Here is a 17,363-nt window from a genome sequence, read left to right as displayed (position 1 = left end):
GTCAATACTTTTTTTAAAAATTTCTTATAAAAAAGAGCAGGGCATGTATTTCTACATACTCTACTCTTTGAGTATATCATCTTAACTTAATGACATTGTATTATTATGATTACATCTTTTTTCATCTTAATTTATAAGCTTTCTTATATTCAAAACCCTATCTCTGTTTTTTAAATCTAAAATTTCACAGTTTGTTTTGAAAAACCTCACACAACCTGATTTCTGTGTCCCTCTAACGCATCTATATTTCTCTCCATCTATCAATGAAATAAGAGAGTTATATTTATCAAAACCTAGAAACTTAACTTCCCTTCCCATATTTTTTAGCATTTTTAGACTTTCTCCTATAAGAGTATCAATATCTTCACAATATCTTTTTAAACGTACCTCAAAGACTTTTTCGTCAGAATTATTAATATTATCCATACTTTTATTTTCTCCAAATATATCTAAAATTAATCCCAAGATATATAGTTTTCTATATAGGTTAAAGCAGCTTCTCTGCAATTAGGGCAGTGTATATTATCAATTTCTTTTAAATTATTAATCTTCGCCATTTTATTATTACACTTGTTACAGTACATTTGCTCTTCAAACTTTACTCCATCTTGAAAATCAATTTTTAAAGCACTCTTATCTACAATTTCAGAGCATTCTTCACAATAGTATATTTGTCTAGTTACATGAAAATCTTCTACACAGTAATTTTCTAGTAACCTTTCTACAACATTAATATTTCTTTCATCTATAGTTTCCATTGTCTTCTCAAAAGTAGGTTTATACATTCCATACCCTAAAAGTAATTCCTTTGAAAACTCACATTTATTACATTTTATAATTATACCACTTCCCACGCTTTACTCCTCACCCCCTAGTTATGAATATCTTCTAATATATCTATATTACATAACTGGAGATTTATTCTAAGTTATAAAAAAGTTAGTGATATTAATTATCTTAAATACAAAATTTTGTTAGCCTAGAGCAACATCAAGAAGCATCATAACCGCAAAACCTAAGATTGTTCCCATAGTTGCAATATCAGATCCTGAATCTGCTTGTGACTCTGGTATTAGTTCTTCAACTACAACAAATATCATAGCCCCTGCTGCAAAGGCTAAGGCATAAGGTAATATTCCTTTCATAGTCAGTACAAGGACTGCTCCTATAACTCCCGATATAGGTTCTACTATTCCTGAAAGCTGTCCAAACATAAAGCTTTTCCATCTAGATAACCCTTCTCTTCTTAATGGAACTGATACAGCGGCTCCTTCTGGAAAGTTTTGAAGTCCTATACCTAATGCTAAAGCTATTGCTGATGCTAAAGTGGCTCCAGAACCACCATCAGCTAAAGCTCCAAATGCAACTCCAACTGCTAACCCTTCTGGTATATTATGAAGGGTTATAGCCAAAACCAAAAGTATACTTCTTTTAAGGGAGGTTTTAACCCCTTCTTCCTCTCCTTCACCTTTATCAAGGTGTAAGTGAGGTAAAAATTTATCTACAACTCTTAGAAAAAATCCACCTAATAAAAATCCTATAACAGCAGGTATCCAAGGAACAATTCCCATTTCCTCTGCCATCTCTATAGAAGGTTTCAATAATGACCAAAAGCTCGCTGCTATCATAATTCCCGCAGCAAAACCTAACATGGCATTTAAAACTTTTTTATTTATGTCTTTAAAGAAAAAAACTACTGCTGCTCCAAGAGCAGTTATACCCCAAGTGAATAAAGTCGCTATAAGAGCAAGTAAGATAGGATTATAGTTTTCCATCTATATCAATCTCCTTTCCTTATCCAATATATGAATAAAAAAAGTAGATTGATATCAGAATTTATCGATTTTCTATACTTTTGCAAACTTTTTTTCTAAAAAATTTTCCCAAATTATATTACATATCATTGCAACTACAATTCCTAAACACATTCCTGCTATGACATCACTTAAATAATGTACATATAAATAAATTCTAGAAAAACCTATGATACATGCTAATGTAATAAATAAAAAAGAATACTTCTTAATGTGTAAACTTAATATAGTAGCTGCAGCAAAAGCACTTGAAGTATGTCCTGATGGAAAAGAAAAAGAGCTTGGTGGCTTAACTATAAGCTCAATTCCCTCTATGCTTATAAAGGGCCTCTCCCTTTCGATTATGTTTTTTAATGCTACATCTCCTATTAAATAGTTTACTAAAAGTACAGCTAATGTAAGTATTCCAGCTTTTCTATATTTTCTACTTATTATTAGGGCTAATGAAATTACAATCCAAATAGCACCCCCATGACCTAAATTGGTTATGATAGGCAAAACACTATCCAAAAAACTATTTGATATATACTTCTGAACAAAATCAAAAGTATTTAAATCCAAACTTTTAATAAAATCCATTACTCTCCTCCTCAATAAAAACCTAAACTTTTCTAGTACTGCCTTCGCTAATTAATACATGTATAGCTATGACAAAAATAAAAGCGGTATAACCGCTTTTAAGTAAATAATCTTCTTTCAACAACTATTAAATCATCTTCATTAATATTTTTAAACCAACTATCTAATCTATTTTTAGCCTTTTCCTTTACCTCATCATCAACGTGCCTTGCTATTTTTATTAATGCAAACATCAAAGCTCCAAAATCATCTGTAAATCCTGCAAGTGGTATAAAATCTGGTATACTATCTATTGGCGCAATAAAATATCCTAAAGCTCCTATTACTATTAGCTTTTCTTTCATAGATATCTCAGGTTTTTTCATAGCATAAAATAAAATTAAAATAGCATAAACAACTTTAGCACCCGCTTTAGTAGCATACTTTTTTAACTTTAAAAATAACTTGTTTTCAGAGTAATGATTTTTGTAGCTTTTTCTCATAAAAACACCTTCCAATTTAATTTATTTATATACTAGTAGTTTAACCATTTTATACACTCTTAATGACCTGTCTATATAGCTTTTAATGTATTAATAAGCTGATTATCTATATTATTTTCAATGACTTCTAATACTTCCACTTTTCCATCTGATTTATATATTGCACTTACTAGAATTATTTCTTTTTTTTCTATAAATTCCTTTATTATAGGACTTTCATATATACTATCTAGTGTATTTTTAATATTTACTTTTATGGTATTTAGATAGATGTCCTCTTTAAAATGTGTTTTCACATACTTTACTGATGGTTCTATCTTTTTTAATACATATTTTATACTTCCATTAAACTCTGCTTTTTCCTCAAATTGATCTATTGCACCCTTAACTGCCCCACAGTTTTCGTGCCCCAAAACCATAACTATAGATGCTCCACCAACTTCAATTCCATATTCTATTGATCCTAAAGCATCTTCATTCATAACATTTCCTGCTATCCTAATTTCAAACAAGTCACCAAGTCCTTGATTAAATACTATAGTCGGTGTAATTCTAGAATCAGAGCAGGATACAACTACTCCAAAAGGGTATTGATTTTCTCTTAAGCTTTCTATTTTATTATTTGATATATCTACCTCTTCATAGTTGTCCTTGTTATAAAAATTTTCATTTCCCTTAAGTAATCTTTTAAGATACTCCTTAGCTTCTAACATTCTGGTCAATTTATAGCCCCCTACTTACGACTTCTAATTATAATAATTCTTTTTCCCAGTCTTTAAAACCTACTAAAACCTTGTCTTCTGTTACTAATATAGGTCTTTTTACAAGCATTCCATTAGTAGCAAGTAGTTCTAATAAAGACTCCTCTGAATCACTTTTTACTCTATCTTTTAAATTCATTTCTTTATATAATTTCCCACTTGTATTAAAAAATTTATTTATTGTTAGCCCACTTTTGTCTAACCATTTTTTTAACTCTTCTTTAGTAGGATTATCTTCAACAATGTGTCTATCTATAAAGTCTATGTTGTTTTCTTTTAGAAATTTTTTAGCCTTTATGCAAGTAGTGCATTTAGGATAATTAACGAATAATGCTTCCATAATCTCCTCCTAACAAATTTTTATATATTATATCACAAATATCAATTATGTAACTACAAAAATAAAAAAGATGCTACATTAAATTTGCAGCATCTTATATATTTACTATTACCTAAACTCATTAAGGAACTTTTCTACGTTTTTAACATTCCATTCCCTGTCCACTACTGGTGGGTTATCCCTAACAATTGGATGTAAATCCTCAAACACAGATTTTCCTTCTTCTTTATAGATAATTCCTGTAGGAATCTTATCTCCAAATTCTAAAGCCTTTTCCATAGCTTTTGCTCTATCTGTTGGATCATATTCCTCTGGTAATCTATATACCCTATCTTTATACCACTTGAAAGTGTTAACCTTATTAAAGCTTACACATGGTTCAACTATATCTACTAATGCATAACCTTTATGATTTACTGCTTCTTTTAATACCTTAACCATAGTTTCCTTATCTCCTGAGAAAGCTCTACCAACAAATGTTGCTCCAGCTGATATTGCTATTGCTAAAGGATTTAAAGGATTTTGCATAACTCCTTCAAACTGCATTGAAGTTACCTGTCCTAAAAATGTAGTTGGTGAACCTTGCCCTTTAGTTAAACCATAGATTTGGTTATCTCCTACTATTTGAGTTATATCTACATTTCTTCTTATAGCATGAAGGAAGTGATTACCACCCTCACCATAAGCATCTCCATCTCCACCTACTACAATTACTTTAAGATCCTTATTTACTATTTTAATACCTTGAGCTGGTGGAAGTGCTCTTCCATGAAGTCCATTAAATCCATTTGCCTTTAAGTAATGTGGCATCTTAGCTGCTTGGCCTATACCTGAAACTATAACAGCCTCATGAGGTTTAATCTCAAGTTCAGCTAAGGTTTGTTTAATACCATCTAATATTGAGAAGTGACCACAACCTGGACACCATGCAATTTCATCTTTTGAATCATATATCTTTAAATCAAGCATTACTTGTTCACCTCACTCTTTACTCTTTCATAAAGCTCAACTCCATTTATTTGGCGTCCATCATATTTTAATATGCTTCCGTCCATTAAAATTCCAGTTTCGCTAGCTATAAACTTACCTAGTTGACCATTGTAGTTTTGTTCAACATTTATAAACTTAACTTTACCTTTTAACTTGTCTAAAGTCTTTTTAGGTAATGGGAATATATCTCCAAAACTTAATGCTGCAACCTTAAGTCCTTCTTTATTTAATAAATCTGTAGCTTCCTTTAAGGCTCCATAAGTAGAACCCCATCCAACTAATACTGTATCAGGTTCTTCTACTCCAAAATAAACTGGTTCTTCTATATCAGCTTCCATAAGAACTTGCTTTTTCATTCTTTTTTCCATCATAGAATTTCTAACTTCTCCTGACTCAGTTATATGACCTTCATCAGTATGTTCATCTGAATCAACTAACACAGTTTGACCTGGAACTTTACCTGGAACTAACATTGGAGATATTCCATCCTCTGTAAGTTCATATCTCTTATATTCTTCACCTTCTTTAAAAGGTCCATCTACCCACTTACCTCTTTCAATAGTTAAATCATCTAACTTATATGGTGCTACTGTAACCTTACTATCTGCTAAATATTGATCAGTTAACAAGATAACAAGTGTTTGGTACTTAGTTGCTAGATTTAAAGCCCTAAAAGATTGATAAAATGCATCTTCAGCATTTCTTACTGATAATACAGCTCTTGGGAATTCACCATGAGATGCTGTTAATAAGAAACTTAAATCACTTTGCTCTGTTCTTGTAGGTAATCCTGTAGCTGGTCCTGGTCTTTGAGAATCCACAACAACTACTGGTGTTTCCATAATACCTGCAAGACCAAAAGCTTCAACCATTAAAGATACTCCTCCACCTGAAGAACCAGTCATAGCTTTAGCTCCTGCATAGGATGCACCTATTGCCATATTTAAAGCTGCAACTTCATCTTCAACCTGTTCTACTACTATTCCTGCTTCAACTTGTTTTTTAGAAAGATAAGTCATTACAGAAGTTGCTGGAGTCATAGGATAACCACAGTAAAAGTTAACCCCTGCAGCAAGTGCCCCTAAAGCAATAGCTGTATTTCCATCAAGTAAAAGATGGTCTTCTAAGTTTCCACCCTTTAATTGAAATTTTGTATCTATTAAATCATATCCTCTATTTAAAGCTTGTATATTTGTCTCCCTTATTTGAGGTGCGAATTTCTTTGGAAATATTTCTTCTACTCCCTCTAAAGAAATTCCAAAAAACTTAATAACAGCTCCTAATCCCACCATTCCTAATGCTTTAGAAAGCTTTAATTCCAATGCAGTCTTTTTTAGTGGAAGTTTCTTAAATCTGCTATCTTCTGAAACTAATGCATCATCTCCTATAGCAACTCCATGTTCACTTAACCTTTCCATATGAAGATCTAGTGTGTTTTGATCTAATGCAAAAATAACATCAACATTAGAAGTATGAGTATATATAGGTTCATCTGAAAACCTCACTTGAAGGAAGTTATGACCTCCCCTTACTCTTGACATATAATCTTTGTTTGTAAAAACATAAAAACCTTTTTTCTTTAGTATTTTTTCTAAAAAATTACTAATAGTATCCATACCTTGGCCAGCAGCGCCGCCAATTAAAACATTATAATTCACTTCTAGTTACCTCCTTGATAATTAGGTGTCAATCTATCTTAAAAACTTAATAAAATTCAGTTCTTAATTCTATTATAAATGATAATTCTTTTTAATCAATAATTATTATCAATAGATTCTCTTAATTATTATGCCCTAGGGAGGTATAGTTACCTCTAGCTTAAATTTGCTTATTATTTCGCAACTATTCTATAGCATTGTATATTTTATTGCTTCTCCTATATATTTATGATTTAGTAATCACACAAAGTTCGTGTATTACATCGATTATTAGTTAAATAAATATCTCTTCACCGAACATATTATGGTAAAATGTTATTAAATTACTTAAAATATGAAGGGAGATATATTATGAGTACATTCGTAGAAATCAAACCAGAAGAATTAACTGAAAATCCATTTAAACTTATAGGCAGTGATTGGACTTTAATTACTGCTGAAAAAGAAGGAAAAGTAAATACTATGACTGCCTCATGGGGTGGACTTGGTATTATATGGGGTAAACCTGCAGCTTATATTTTTATAAGACCTCATCGTTACACTAAAGAATTTGTAGATGCTTCAGATACTTTTTCATTAACATTTTTTGATAACAGCTTTAAAAAACAGTTAGGTTATTTAGGCAGCACCTCTGGAAGAGATGAAGATAAAATATCAAAATCTAACCTAACAATAACACATGAAGGTTCTACTCCTTACTTTGAAGAAGCAAAACTTACTGTTATATGTAAGAAACTTTATGCTCAAGAATTATCACCTGAAAGTTTTTCTGTAGATGGATTTGATGACAAATTCTATCAAGATAAAGACTACCATACAATGTATATCGCAGAGGTTCAAAAAGTTCTTATAAAACAATAATTTAAAAGAGGTAATAAAAAGCTTCCTGCTTTTTATTACCTCTTAGTTTTACTGGGGAAATAGTTTTATCTTCTCACCTTTGTCATCCAATAATTTGTAGTATCCATCTATAACATCTATCTTTTCACCTGCTATTTCTATGTAGAAGTAGTTCTCTCCTTCTGGTGACTTAGTATCATATTCTTTTAATATGATTTTTTCCCCATCAAATTCTACATCTCTCATCTTATCTAAAAATTCACCTGCATATTGAGTATACCTTATCTTTGTTTGATTTTTATTTTCCATCTGCTTAAAAAAATCATCAATCTTATTTTTATTTATATATTCTCCACTGTCTGTTAAAAAAATTAATGACATATCTTTTTTTGCAGTTTCAATATCATAATTTTTCTTAATATTGGATTCTTTTAATGGTTCACTTTTAACTTCATTTGAATCTAGTTTCTTATATATTACATCTTTAGTTGCTGCAAGCGGTACATTATTATCTTCTTTAACAATGTAGCTTATTGCTGCTATTACTCCAAGAGTTATCAAAATTAATCCGTATTTTTTCACCTTACTCATCCCCCCTTCTATCAATTATTCTTAAATTTAGTTTATCAGATTTTATCATTTATTAGTAGAACTTGTAATAAAAGTAATGATTTTAGTAATTATCGTTAATTATTATTATTTTTATACAAACTGCAAAAAGAACCTTGAATTATTCAAAGTTCTTTTTTGCCTCCCTATTAAATAAATCCACCATTAACACGTATAGTCTGACCTGTTATCCAATTGGAATTATCACTTATTAAGAACTCAATTACTTTTGCAATATCCTCTGTTTCACCAAGACGCCCAAATGCATTCATCTTTTTCATTCCTTCTATTTGTTCTACTGTTTTTCCAGTAGTAAAAAGTTCTGTATTTACTGGCCCTGGTGCAACTGCATTAATTGTTATTTTCTTTGCTCCAAATTCTTTTGCCAATTGACGTGTTATTTGTTCAACCGCTCCTTTAGTTGCCGCGTAAAGACTATATCCAGGGAACATTTGACCTAAGACAGAAGTTGAAAAATTAATAATTCTTCCGTTATAAGCCATATGCTTCATAGCCTCTTTACATGCAAAATATGTTCCTTTTACATTTATAGAAAAATGATCATCGAAGTCCTTTTCACTTATTTCTAATAAAGGTTTTGTTCTCATTATACCTGCATTATTAATTAGGATATCTATTCTCCCAAAAGACTCTAGAGTCTTTTTAAACAAATCTTCTAATTCACTGACTTTACTTATATCTGCTTTTATTGCAATACCTTCTCCGCCATTTTTATTAATCTCTTCTATTACTTCTAATGCCTTTTCTTCGCTACTAGAATAATTAACTACTACCTTTATTCCTAAAATAGCTATTTGTTTAGCTATAGTTTTCCCTATTCCTCTTGATGCTCCTGTTACTATAGCAACTCTCTCTTCTATATTTTTCATAACTACCTCTCCTTTAAACAGTATTCTTGAAATAATTATACAATTCAAGTAGATTAAAGTGGTATACAGTTCCTATAGTATTATTGCCTAATCCTACAAAAGAAATTATAATTATTATATTAATCACAAAAGGATGGGTGTTATGTCTAAAGAAATTAATAAAACTCAAATAAGTACTGAATCAAAGAAATCATTAGCCGAATTTATAGACTTGCATACTCACTCAGAAGGTATTCAAGATACTGAAATTCCAGCATTAAAACTTATTCGTTCAACAAACCCATTTAAATCTCTTCACTCAATATATGACCCATCAATATGTATTATTGCTCAAGGTTCAAAAATTGTAACTTTAGCTCAAGAAAGTTACAGATATGATCCTGCAACCTATTTGGTAGCCTCTGTTCATCTGCCTATATGTGGTGAAATAGTTGATGCTTCCAAAGATTCTCCATATCTATCACTTAAACTTAGTTTTTCTCCTGACGATATTCTAAACATAGTAAAGGATTGTCCTGATATGTGGAAACATAATGATGAAATAGGAAGAGGTCTTGTAGTAAATACACTTAAATCATCTATTTTAGAACCTGTATTAAGACTTATAAAACTTTTAGATACACCTAATGATATTCCTATTTTATATCCACTAATTACGCGTGAAATTCTTTACAGAGTTTTACAAGATGAAAGTGGTTATTTAATTAAACAATTTGCTATGCTAGGAAGCCATGCACAAGCAATATCTAAAGTTATTAAGATAATAAATCGTGATTACTATAAATCTTTAACTATTGAAGCGTTAGCCAAAGAGGTCTCAATGAGCGTTTCTTCATTACACACTCATTTCAAAAAGGTAACTGCAATGAGCCCACTTCAATATCAAAAATTAATAAGACTTCAAGAGGCTCGTCGTTTACTTCTTTCTGAAACTACTGAGGCCGCTTATGCGGGATTTAAAGTTGGTTATGAAAGTCCTTCACAATTTAGTCGTGAATATGCTAGATTATTTGGACTTCCTCCTATAAGTGATGTTAAAAAATTAAAAGATTCTTTAATATCTGTTTTTTAGTTAAAAATGATAAAAAGGAGTTGTTGCAAATCTAGATTTCTAGAGGAGCAACAACTCCTTTAATTCAAAACACAATAGTATTAAATTATTCTTTCTTTAATTATTTAAGACACTAAAAACTTTATCAGCTATTTCAGAATCCATTTTTGTAAACTTACTTGAATAATCACTCCAAACTTCAATATTTTCTATACTTTTTCCAAAGAGTATTTTTTCAAGATTTTTTCTTATTTTATGTAAATTTTCATACTTTGGATTAGATGGATCATCCTTTATTACTTCTAAAGTTGTTATTAAACTCTCTATAACCTTATTTTTATCATATTTTTTTTCTAAAGTTTTTTCATTAATATCTACACTTTCATCAAGCAACAACTCTTCTTCATTTAATCCTTTTTGTATAAGTATTTTAGTATGTCCTACTACACAGCTGTTACCTCTACAACTTCCACAGCTTTCTGTTCCAAGGCATATCTCACCTATATCACTTTGTATTTTGTTGTAATAGTCATATAAATCTTTTGAAGTCTTCTTGAACAAGGTTTGTCTTCCTTGTCTTCGTCTTATAATTTCTGGTCTTAATAAAAATACTACAGCTACAACTAATACAGCTAAAAATAAAATAATATTTAATGGGGTCAAATAACTATCTGGTAAGGTTTCATATAACTTAGTTAATCCAAAGAACATAAATATAGAAGCTGCTATTATTTTCATAGTAAACTCTGGTATCTTGTCTCCAAGCTTTTTGCCTACAATAATTCCTAATACACCTGTAGCTATCATACCTGAAACTGATCCCGCTAATATAACTAAAGGATATACAGCATCTATAGATAAAGTTATTGCTGTTAATTGTGTTTTATCTCCTAACTCTCCTATAAAAAAAGCTAATGCTACTGTTATAACAGCGCCAAACTTAGATTTTTCAGCTTCTTCCTCATCGTCTTCATCATCAGACTTTAAAGTCCACAGAGAAAATCCTACAAAAGCAAAACCAGCAACTATCTGTATTGTATTTATTGGAATAAAGTTAGAGATATAATGTCCTAACAATATACCTAGTCCATGATTTAGAAAAGATCCTAGAAATATTCCTGCTATAACTTTTTTAACTGGAAATTTTGTTGCAAATGCCATTGCTAGTATCTGTGTTTTATCTCCCATTTCTGCAATAAAAATAAGTATAAATGCTTTTAACAATTCTTGAACCATTGGGCCACCTCTTAATATCAATATTTAAATAAAAAGTACAAACTTTAATGTTGGGCATTTTATATTCGTACCTTTTTAATTTACTTAGTTTTTTAGACAAAAGAAAAGCGAGATATTTAGATTAATAAACCCTATAGTAAGGTCTACTAATCTAAAAGTCTCGCTACTTTAATCTTTTTAAAGCAAATAAAACCAGGATTTCTCCAGTATGTTGATTTTATTTATAGGCTTAGCCTCAGCTACTCCCTTTTAGAAATACGCTATCTTATTTTATTTAATAAAAGTATAATATCACATTTTTTTTATTTACACAATACTTATAAAAATTTTAGAATATAATTTCTCTTTTTAACTCTAATCTATGTATTGTAGAAGCTCAAGGAGCTTTATTAGTATCCTTCATATCAGCATTCCGCTGTTCCACTTTTCTAATGTTCCTATTTTCCAACATTCCACTTTTCCTATGCTTCAGCATCCCAATGCACCGCCTTTTTACTGTTCTTATGTTCCACTTTTGAAATTTTCCTATGCTCCTACAGTCCACCTTTCCGCTTTTCCGATGCTTCACTTTTCCGATGCTCCTGTGCATTTACTCACCTATGCACTGTACGAGATTCCTTTTAACTTATCCTCTTCTCAAGCTTCATCAAATTCCTTACCCTAAATTTAAAAAGAGCTTAACAATCTGCTAAGCTCTTTCTACCACATCTATATTCTTATCCTTTTTTTCTAAAATAACTAGTCCTCCTAAAGTCACAATTGTCCCTAAAAGAGATAAAAAAGTTATCTTTTCCCTTAAAATTATGGCTGAAGTCAGGAGAGTTACTATAGGAACTAGATAGATGTAGACACTTGTCTTAACTACCCCTAACACTTTTACGCAATAGTTCCAGGTTCCAAAACATAAAGCCGATGCCCCTATTCCTAAAAATAGAATATTAAGCAAGTTATTAAGCTCAGAGAATCTATTTAAATTAATTTTGAAGTCATAAATAAACAAAGCAGGTATCATAAATATTATTCCATAAAAGAAAACCTTTCTCGTAACTAATATAATATTATATTTAAAATCACTTATTTTCTTTATTAAGGTTGAATATACAGCCCATACAATTGCTGCAAAAACAGCTAATATGTCACCTAGAGGATTTAGCATAAGCACTTTACTACTATTAAAGTTTATTAATAATATTCCTACCATAGCAACTAGAAATCCTTTAAAAAATCTAGGTTCTAATTTTTCTTTTTTCAAGAAAAAGTGTGCAAGTAAAGCTGTAAAGAATGGATTTATAGAAACTATAACCCCAACGTTAGAAGCAAGGGTATAGGTTAATGCTATGTTCTCTAATAAGAAGTACAAGGTAACTCCAGTTATTCCTGCAAATATAAAATACCACTCTTGTTTTTTATCAGTTAGCTTAAATTTTTTAGGATATGCTACTAGAAGAACAAAATAACCTATAATAAATCTAAAAAATAGTATTTCTACAGGTGAAAATTCTTTTAAAAGTACCTTGGTAGAAATAAATGTAGTCCCCCAAATTATTATTGTAATAAGAGCAAGTAAATGCCCTCTTGTATTTTCATTTTTTATCATAACTTTCTCCTTCATTATCTTTTTCAATAAATATCTTCATATATTGCCTTGGCGTAAGTCCTATAAAATTTTTAAAGAATTTTGAAAAATGACTTTGATCCACAAAGCCTGTCTCCATTGCTGTTTCAATTATTGATGTTCCACCCTCTAACAATAGTTTTGCTTTGTTTATTCTTATTGTTTCTAAATAACTATAAGGAGAAATTCCTTTTTGTTTAGTAAAAGAACGTAAAAGATAGTATTTACTTAATTTAGCTAAATCACTTAATTCGTTTAAAGTTATATTCCTTGTATAATTATTTTCTAAAAACTCACAAACCATTTCAATTTCGCTACTTATATTGTCAAGCTTGAACACAGGTGCTGGTTCTGAAAATTCCTCAATTAATTGCTCAATTAAAAAATAGAAAAGTTCTTCCTTTTTAAAATCCTTTTCTTCACTAAAAATCATTGAATGAAGCTCCTTTAAGGATGACGATAATTCACTATGAAATAAAACTGTTTTATTGAAATAAGGGGTATATTCTTTACCAGTTATATCAAAAACAACTTTTCTCATAACTTCAATTTTGATGTTAATACACCTATAATCTAGGGTTTTATTGTCAATCTGCTCACAGGCATGATTGTCTTTTGGGTTAAAAACAACTATATCTCCTGGCTCAACTATATATTCTTTATTTTTGCACTCTAAACTTCTCCTACCGCTATCTATAAAACCTATAACATAACAATCATGAAAGTGATTCGGAAACTTCTGCATTATACCTTTAAAGTTGTAAGCCTCTATATTAAGTTCTGTATCGTATTTTATGGTTCTTATTTCATTTTTCACTTTTTAAAACTTCCTTTCTCAATTTCATGGTCTAAGTTTATCATAAAAATAATATGGTTTCTTGTATGATATTGCTTTGTTTCTTCACATTAAATTGGACACAACTTATATTTTAGTGCTATAATCATTTTGTTAAAAACCATTAAGAGGAGTGAATTATATGTTTAGTGTAAATGCTGAAAAATGTATAGGCTGTGGTCTATGCGTTAAAGACTGTTTTCCAAGAGATATAGAAATGGTGGATGGAAAAGCTAAAATTAATAATGTAACTTGTATGAAATGTGGACATTGTATAGCTGTATGCCCAAAGGCAGCTGTATCTACCGATGACTATGATATGGATGAAGTAAAAGAATTTTCTTCTGAGGATTTTTCTTTAAGTTCTGATAACTTATTGAATTTTATTAAATATAGAAGAACTATAAGACAATTTAAAGATAAAGAAGTTGAAGAAGACAAGCTTATAAAGATAATTGAAGCTGGAAGATTTACTCAAACTGGAAGCAATCTTCAAGATGTTTCTTATACTGTTATAAGAGGTGAAAACCTAAAAACACTTAAAGATATGACTTTTGAAAGCTTAAAAGTAATAGGTGAAAACATGCTAAATGATTCATCCCCTGAGATGTCAAGATATAAGAGATATGCTCAGATGTGGTTAGACATGTATGCTAATTACAAACAAGATCCTAAAAATGATAAAATATTCTTTAATGCACCATCAGTAATAGTTGTTACAGCTAATTCAGATGTTAGCGGTGCTTTAGCATCTTCAAATATGGAATTAATGACAAATGCTTTAGGTCTTGGAACCTTCTTTAGCGGATTTTTTGTAAGAGCTTCTCAAAACAGCAAAGAAATTTTAGATTTTCTTAATATAGAACCAGGTAAACAAGTTGTTACATGTATGATTATAGGATATCCAAGTGTCACTTATAAGAGAACTGTACCAAGAAAATCTGCAAGCATAACTTGGAAATAAGCTTTCTATAATTTATAATAAAATAAAAAAGGGAGGTATTTCTATGGATTTTGTAGAGTTAGTAAAAGAAAGATATTCTGTTAGAAGTTTTGATTCAAAAAAGGTTGAAAAAGAAAAGCTAGATTTAATACTTGAATCAGCTAGATTAGCTCCAACTGCTGCAAATCGCCAGCCACAGAGAATTCTAGTACTTGAAAGTGATGAGGCTTTAGAGAAATTAAAATCCTGCACTACTTATCATTTCAATTCACCACTTGCATTAGTTGTGTGTGTTGATACAGAAACTTCTTGGAAGCGTGTTAAGTTTGATGGTAAATCCTCAAGTGATATTGATGCAAGTATTATAACAACCCACATGATGCTTCAACTTCATGAACTTGGTCTTGGAAGTACTTGGGTTGGTTTCTTTGACCCTGTTGCAATAAAAGAAGCCTATAATATTCCTGATAATTTAGAAGCAATAAGTATACTTCCAGTAGGATATCCAAGTCAGGATTCAAAACCTAGCCCTATGCATACAACTAGGAAAGAACTTTCTGAAATAGTTTTTTATAATAAATTCTAATATGAAAAATGATGCTATTTATTCTAGCATCATTTTTTTATAATACTCACTTAATGAAGAAAGTCTTTCAATCATAAGTTCTTTTAAGGAATTAGGTTTTATTGATATTATAGAGTCAGAGTAATTAATAAAATAATTTGATATAAATTTCTCCTCTCCTCTATTATAAAAACCCTTGATATAATTTCTTTCACCCTCAATATTTAAGTGCATTGATGGATAGTGCTCCTTGTAAAATAAGTCTACACCTTTATTAGTTACCTCTATTTCAAAATCTATAGCTTCTTTTCTTTTAAATACTTTTAAAAATGCTTGCTTTAATTCTTTGATAGATTTGGGTTTATAATCATCTATTATAGAAATATACTCTATCTTGTCACATCTAAAAACTCTAATAGTTTCAGTTTCAAAATTAAATGCAGTTACATACCATTGCCCATAATTAGCTGTTATATCAAAGAACTGAACTTTATACTCTTTTCTAATTCCCTTTTTAGTATAGATTAGATTACAAACCTGCTCCTCAATGGCTGCTTTTAAAATATCTTTTAATAAAGGACTACTATTATTATGTTTTGATACTTCAAACCGTAATATTTCTTCCATCTTATGAAGTTCGTCAATATATCCTTCTGAAAGACACATCTCAAATTTTCTTTTTAATGTTTCTAGTTTTAAATGAAATGGAGTTGATTCGTAAGCTTTTAAAGTTAACATCGAAAAATATAACGCACTCATTTCATCTACTGTAAATACAATTGGAGATAATAATTTGTTTTTTAAGACACCATAACGACCATTTCTTCCTGGTTCTGAAAAAATAGGCATTCCCATTTCCTCTAAAGATGCTACATCCCTTAATGCTGTACTTTTAGAAATATCATATCTATCCATTAGATCCTTAAGATTAAAGAAATTTTTATCATTAAGATATATCATCATATCATTTATTCTTTCAGATTTACTCATAATTTTCTCCTTATCATATTAATGGTATCAAAAAATGACACCTTTTGAAAGTATACTATAACTATACTAATTATTAAAGGAGCGAATTAAATGGATATAAAAAAAGAATTTTTAAGAATTATGAAAGAGCACACTGAAATTGCCTTAGCAACAAATTTTGATAACCAATCTAACGTAAGAATTGTTAACTTTTATTATGAAGAAGCTTCTAACCTGCTATTTTTCACAAGTTTTAATAAAAACAATAAAGTAAAAGAATTTAATTTAAACCCAAATGTAGCCTTTACAACAATCCCCCATGTAGAAAATGAACATATAAGAGCAACAGTACAAGTTATAGAAAGTCCTCGTACTATATATGATTTAAGAGAGGCTTTTGTAAACAAGTTCCCATTCTACGAAGATTTAATAAATCAAGTTGGAGAAAGTTTAATTCTTTTTGAAGTTCATTTTCCTAGTGCTAAAGTAACTTTAGATATGGAAAACAGCAGTACAATATCACTAAAATAAAAAATATCTGGAGGCAATTACTGTCTTCAGATATTTTTTATTCTCATCTATTTGCCCAAGCTGGAAGTTTCTCCATCATGGATTTTGCTGCTGAGGTTGCGACTTCTTCCATTAACCCTTGAGTATTAACTATAAATTTTGTTAAAGACTCTAACTTCTCATCATAAGACTGCATTGAGCCGTCTTCTTTTGAGCAGTATTTACAATAATCTTTAGTTTCATCTTCATTTGGAAAGTCCTCTTTATGTTTTAATGGCATTCCACAGGCAATACATTTTTTCATATTTTTCACCTCTTATTTATTCCTTTTTACATAATCGGTTATTCCTAATCTGTTTCCAAAAGGATCTTCAAACTCGACTGCTACTCCAGTACCTATTTCAAAGGGTTCTGATAAAAATTCAACCCCTTTTTCCTTAAGTTCTTTATAAATATCTTGAACATTATCAACTTCAAACCATATAGTAGGTTTAATGTTTTTAAATATGTTTTCATCTTTTAGTATAATTGCAGGTTCTTCATCACCTACATTAAAAGCCATCATTCCTTTATTAGAGAAATCAAACTTAAGTTTTAATCCCAAAGTTTCTCCATAGTACTTTTTTGCTTCCTTAAGATCTTTTACACCTAGAAAAAAATTATCATAATTATTCAT

22 protein-coding genes are annotated in these 17,363 nt (G+C 30.0%); 5 read left to right on the top strand and 17 right to left on the bottom strand.

Annotated elements, in window-relative coordinates:
* Positions 1–126: 126 nt before the first annotated feature.
* From B3N22_RS15750 to B3N22_RS15710, 9 genes are all read right to left on the bottom strand, one after another.
* A complete protein-coding gene (locus tag B3N22_RS15750; protein ID WP_073020037.1) occupies positions 127–426 on the bottom strand; it encodes a hypothetical protein in 300 nt (99 codons plus the stop codon).
* 29 nt (positions 427–455) lie between these two features.
* Positions 456–854 carry a hypothetical protein gene (locus tag B3N22_RS15745; RefSeq protein ID WP_021801247.1) on the bottom strand — a complete coding sequence of 133 codons (399 nt, stop codon included), beginning with the start codon at positions 852–854 and terminating at the stop codon, positions 456–458.
* 120 nt (positions 855–974) lie between these two features.
* Positions 975–1,775 (bottom strand): ZIP family metal transporter, encoded by an 801-nt coding sequence (locus tag B3N22_RS15740; RefSeq protein ID WP_286908648.1) that lies wholly within the window; start codon positions 1,773–1,775, stop codon positions 975–977.
* Between the two features lie 72 nt (positions 1,776–1,847).
* Positions 1,848–2,393, bottom strand: a complete 546-nt coding sequence (locus B3N22_RS15735; RefSeq protein WP_286908646.1) for a phosphatase PAP2 family protein — start codon at positions 2,391–2,393, stop codon at positions 1,848–1,850.
* 98 nt (positions 2,394–2,491) lie between these two features.
* Complete coding sequence (locus B3N22_RS15730; protein ID WP_286908643.1) at positions 2,492–2,875, bottom strand: YkvA family protein; 384 nt, start codon at positions 2,873–2,875, stop codon at positions 2,492–2,494.
* A 71-nt stretch (positions 2,876–2,946) separates the two neighbouring features.
* A complete protein-coding gene (locus tag B3N22_RS15725) occupies positions 2,947–3,588 on the bottom strand; it encodes a carbonic anhydrase (RefSeq protein ID WP_286908651.1) in 642 nt (213 codons plus the stop codon).
* A gap of 37 nt (positions 3,589–3,625) precedes the next feature.
* Complete coding sequence (locus B3N22_RS15720; protein ID WP_286908641.1) at positions 3,626–3,976, bottom strand: arsenate reductase family protein; 351 nt, start codon at positions 3,974–3,976, stop codon at positions 3,626–3,628.
* Between the two features lie 108 nt (positions 3,977–4,084).
* Positions 4,085–4,945, bottom strand: a complete 861-nt coding sequence (locus B3N22_RS15715; RefSeq protein WP_286908639.1) for a 2-oxoacid:ferredoxin oxidoreductase subunit beta — start codon at positions 4,943–4,945, stop codon at positions 4,085–4,087.
* Positions 4,945–6,624, bottom strand: coding sequence for a 2-oxoacid:acceptor oxidoreductase subunit alpha (locus tag B3N22_RS15710; protein ID WP_286908637.1), 1,680 nt, complete (start codon positions 6,622–6,624; stop codon positions 4,945–4,947). The genes B3N22_RS15715 and B3N22_RS15710 overlap by 1 nt, the downstream gene beginning before the upstream one ends.
* Positions 6,625–6,975: 351 nt before the next feature.
* Between B3N22_RS15710 and B3N22_RS15705 the strand changes: the two genes are divergently transcribed.
* Positions 6,976–7,485, top strand: coding sequence for a flavin reductase (locus B3N22_RS15705; protein WP_286908635.1), 510 nt, complete (start codon positions 6,976–6,978; stop codon positions 7,483–7,485).
* A gap of 48 nt (positions 7,486–7,533) precedes the next feature.
* On the opposite strand, the gene B3N22_RS15700 is transcribed toward B3N22_RS15705, so the two are convergent.
* Positions 7,534–8,046, bottom strand: a complete 513-nt coding sequence (locus tag B3N22_RS15700) for a hypothetical protein (RefSeq protein WP_286908634.1) — start codon at positions 8,044–8,046, stop codon at positions 7,534–7,536.
* Between the two features lie 176 nt (positions 8,047–8,222).
* Complete coding sequence (locus B3N22_RS15695) at positions 8,223–8,963, bottom strand: SDR family oxidoreductase (protein WP_286908632.1); 741 nt, start codon at positions 8,961–8,963, stop codon at positions 8,223–8,225.
* 142 nt (positions 8,964–9,105) lie between these two features.
* Between B3N22_RS15695 and B3N22_RS15690 the strand changes: the two genes are divergently transcribed.
* Positions 9,106–10,035 (top strand): AraC family transcriptional regulator, encoded by a 930-nt coding sequence (locus tag B3N22_RS15690; RefSeq protein WP_286908630.1) that lies wholly within the window; start codon positions 9,106–9,108, stop codon positions 10,033–10,035.
* 96 nt (positions 10,036–10,131) lie between these two features.
* On the opposite strand, the gene B3N22_RS15685 is transcribed toward B3N22_RS15690, so the two are convergent.
* From B3N22_RS15685 to B3N22_RS15675, 3 genes are all read right to left on the bottom strand, one after another.
* The gene (locus tag B3N22_RS15685) at positions 10,132–11,250 is read right to left on the bottom strand and encodes a TMEM165/GDT1 family protein (RefSeq protein WP_286908628.1); all 1,119 of its coding nucleotides are present in this window, start codon (positions 11,248–11,250) and stop codon (positions 10,132–10,134) included.
* Between the two features lie 688 nt (positions 11,251–11,938).
* The gene (locus B3N22_RS15680) at positions 11,939–12,847 is read right to left on the bottom strand and encodes a DMT family transporter (protein ID WP_286908626.1); all 909 of its coding nucleotides are present in this window, start codon (positions 12,845–12,847) and stop codon (positions 11,939–11,941) included.
* On the bottom strand, positions 12,834–13,682 hold the full coding sequence (locus tag B3N22_RS15675) for a helix-turn-helix domain-containing protein (protein ID WP_286908624.1): 849 nt from the start codon (positions 13,680–13,682) through the stop codon (positions 12,834–12,836). Before B3N22_RS15675 ends, B3N22_RS15680 begins: the two co-directional genes overlap by 14 nt.
* A gap of 160 nt (positions 13,683–13,842) precedes the next feature.
* Here B3N22_RS15675 and B3N22_RS15670 point away from each other — a divergent pair, with 160 nt between their 5' ends.
* Together B3N22_RS15670 and B3N22_RS15665 are read left to right on the top strand one after the other, a co-directional pair.
* Positions 13,843–14,664, top strand: coding sequence for a nitroreductase family protein (locus B3N22_RS15670; protein ID WP_286908622.1), 822 nt, complete (start codon positions 13,843–13,845; stop codon positions 14,662–14,664).
* 43 nt (positions 14,665–14,707) lie between these two features.
* Positions 14,708–15,229 (top strand): nitroreductase family protein, encoded by a 522-nt coding sequence (locus B3N22_RS15665; protein ID WP_238902410.1) that lies wholly within the window; start codon positions 14,708–14,710, stop codon positions 15,227–15,229.
* An 18-nt stretch (positions 15,230–15,247) separates the two neighbouring features.
* On the opposite strand, the gene B3N22_RS15660 is transcribed toward B3N22_RS15665, so the two are convergent.
* Entirely contained in the window at positions 15,248–16,198 is a 951-nt protein-coding gene (locus B3N22_RS15660) for a helix-turn-helix transcriptional regulator (RefSeq protein WP_286908619.1), read from the bottom strand.
* A gap of 90 nt (positions 16,199–16,288) precedes the next feature.
* Between B3N22_RS15660 and B3N22_RS15655 the strand changes: the two genes are divergently transcribed.
* On the top strand, positions 16,289–16,708 hold the full coding sequence (locus tag B3N22_RS15655; protein ID WP_286908617.1) for a pyridoxamine 5'-phosphate oxidase family protein: 420 nt from the start codon (positions 16,289–16,291) through the stop codon (positions 16,706–16,708).
* Positions 16,709–16,751: 43 nt separating this feature from the next.
* Here B3N22_RS15655 and B3N22_RS15650 read toward each other — a convergent pair whose 3' ends face one another.
* Both B3N22_RS15650 and B3N22_RS15645 read right to left on the bottom strand, forming a co-directional pair.
* Positions 16,752–16,991: a zinc ribbon domain-containing protein gene (locus B3N22_RS15650; protein ID WP_238902411.1), complete on the bottom strand. Its 240-nt coding sequence runs from the start codon at positions 16,989–16,991 to the stop codon at positions 16,752–16,754.
* A 12-nt stretch (positions 16,992–17,003) separates the two neighbouring features.
* A complete protein-coding gene (locus B3N22_RS15645; protein ID WP_286908614.1) occupies positions 17,004–17,363 on the bottom strand; it encodes a VOC family protein in 360 nt (119 codons plus the stop codon).

Origin of the sequence: Clostridium sp. UBA1652 (genome assembly GCF_002320975.1) — a bacterium.
GTDB classification, from domain to species: Bacteria; Bacillota; Clostridia; order Clostridiales; family Clostridiaceae; genus Clostridium_T; species Clostridium_T intestinale.
The sequence above is the reverse complement of the archived record's forward strand: the minus strand, read 5'-3'. Positions and strand labels throughout refer to the sequence as shown.

Coding starts and splice junctions, on each gene's coding strand:
- B3N22_RS15750 (WP_073020037.1), bottom strand. CDS start 426: ATGGATAATATTAATAATTCTGACGAAAAAGTCTTTGAGGTACGTTTA.
- B3N22_RS15740 (WP_286908648.1), bottom strand. CDS start 1,775: ATGGAAAACTATAATCCTATCTTACTTGCTCTTATAGCGACTTTATTC.
- B3N22_RS15735 (WP_286908646.1), bottom strand. CDS start 2,393: ATGGATTTTATTAAAAGTTTGGATTTAAATACTTTTGATTTTGTTCAG.
- B3N22_RS15730 (WP_286908643.1), bottom strand. CDS start 2,875: ATGAGAAAAAGCTACAAAAATCATTACTCTGAAAACAAGTTATTTTTA.
- B3N22_RS15725 (WP_286908651.1), bottom strand. CDS start 3,588: ATGTTAGAAGCTAAGGAGTATCTTAAAAGATTACTTAAGGGAAATGAA.
- B3N22_RS15720 (WP_286908641.1), bottom strand. CDS start 3,976: ATGGAAGCATTATTCGTTAATTATCCTAAATGCACTACTTGCATAAAG.
- B3N22_RS15715 (WP_286908639.1), bottom strand. CDS start 4,945: ATGCTTGATTTAAAGATATATGATTCAAAAGATGAAATTGCATGGTGT.
- B3N22_RS15705 (WP_286908635.1), top strand. CDS start 6,976: ATGAGTACATTCGTAGAAATCAAACCAGAAGAATTAACTGAAAATCCA.
- B3N22_RS15695 (WP_286908632.1), bottom strand. CDS start 8,963: ATGAAAAATATAGAAGAGAGAGTTGCTATAGTAACAGGAGCATCAAGA.
- B3N22_RS15690 (WP_286908630.1), top strand. CDS start 9,106: ATGTCTAAAGAAATTAATAAAACTCAAATAAGTACTGAATCAAAGAAA.
- B3N22_RS15685 (WP_286908628.1), bottom strand. CDS start 11,250: ATGGTTCAAGAATTGTTAAAAGCATTTATACTTATTTTTATTGCAGAA.
- B3N22_RS15680 (WP_286908626.1), bottom strand. CDS start 12,847: ATGATAAAAAATGAAAATACAAGAGGGCATTTACTTGCTCTTATTACA.
- B3N22_RS15670 (WP_286908622.1), top strand. CDS start 13,843: ATGTTTAGTGTAAATGCTGAAAAATGTATAGGCTGTGGTCTATGCGTT.
- B3N22_RS15665 (WP_238902410.1), top strand. CDS start 14,708: ATGGATTTTGTAGAGTTAGTAAAAGAAAGATATTCTGTTAGAAGTTTT.
- B3N22_RS15660 (WP_286908619.1), bottom strand. CDS start 16,198: ATGAGTAAATCTGAAAGAATAAATGATATGATGATATATCTTAATGAT.
- B3N22_RS15655 (WP_286908617.1), top strand. CDS start 16,289: ATGGATATAAAAAAAGAATTTTTAAGAATTATGAAAGAGCACACTGAA.
- B3N22_RS15650 (WP_238902411.1), bottom strand. CDS start 16,991: ATGAAAAAATGTATTGCCTGTGGAATGCCATTAAAACATAAAGAGGAC.
- B3N22_RS15645 (WP_286908614.1), bottom strand. CDS start 17,363: ATGAATAATTATGATAATTTTTTTCTAGGTGTAAAAGATCTTAAGGAA.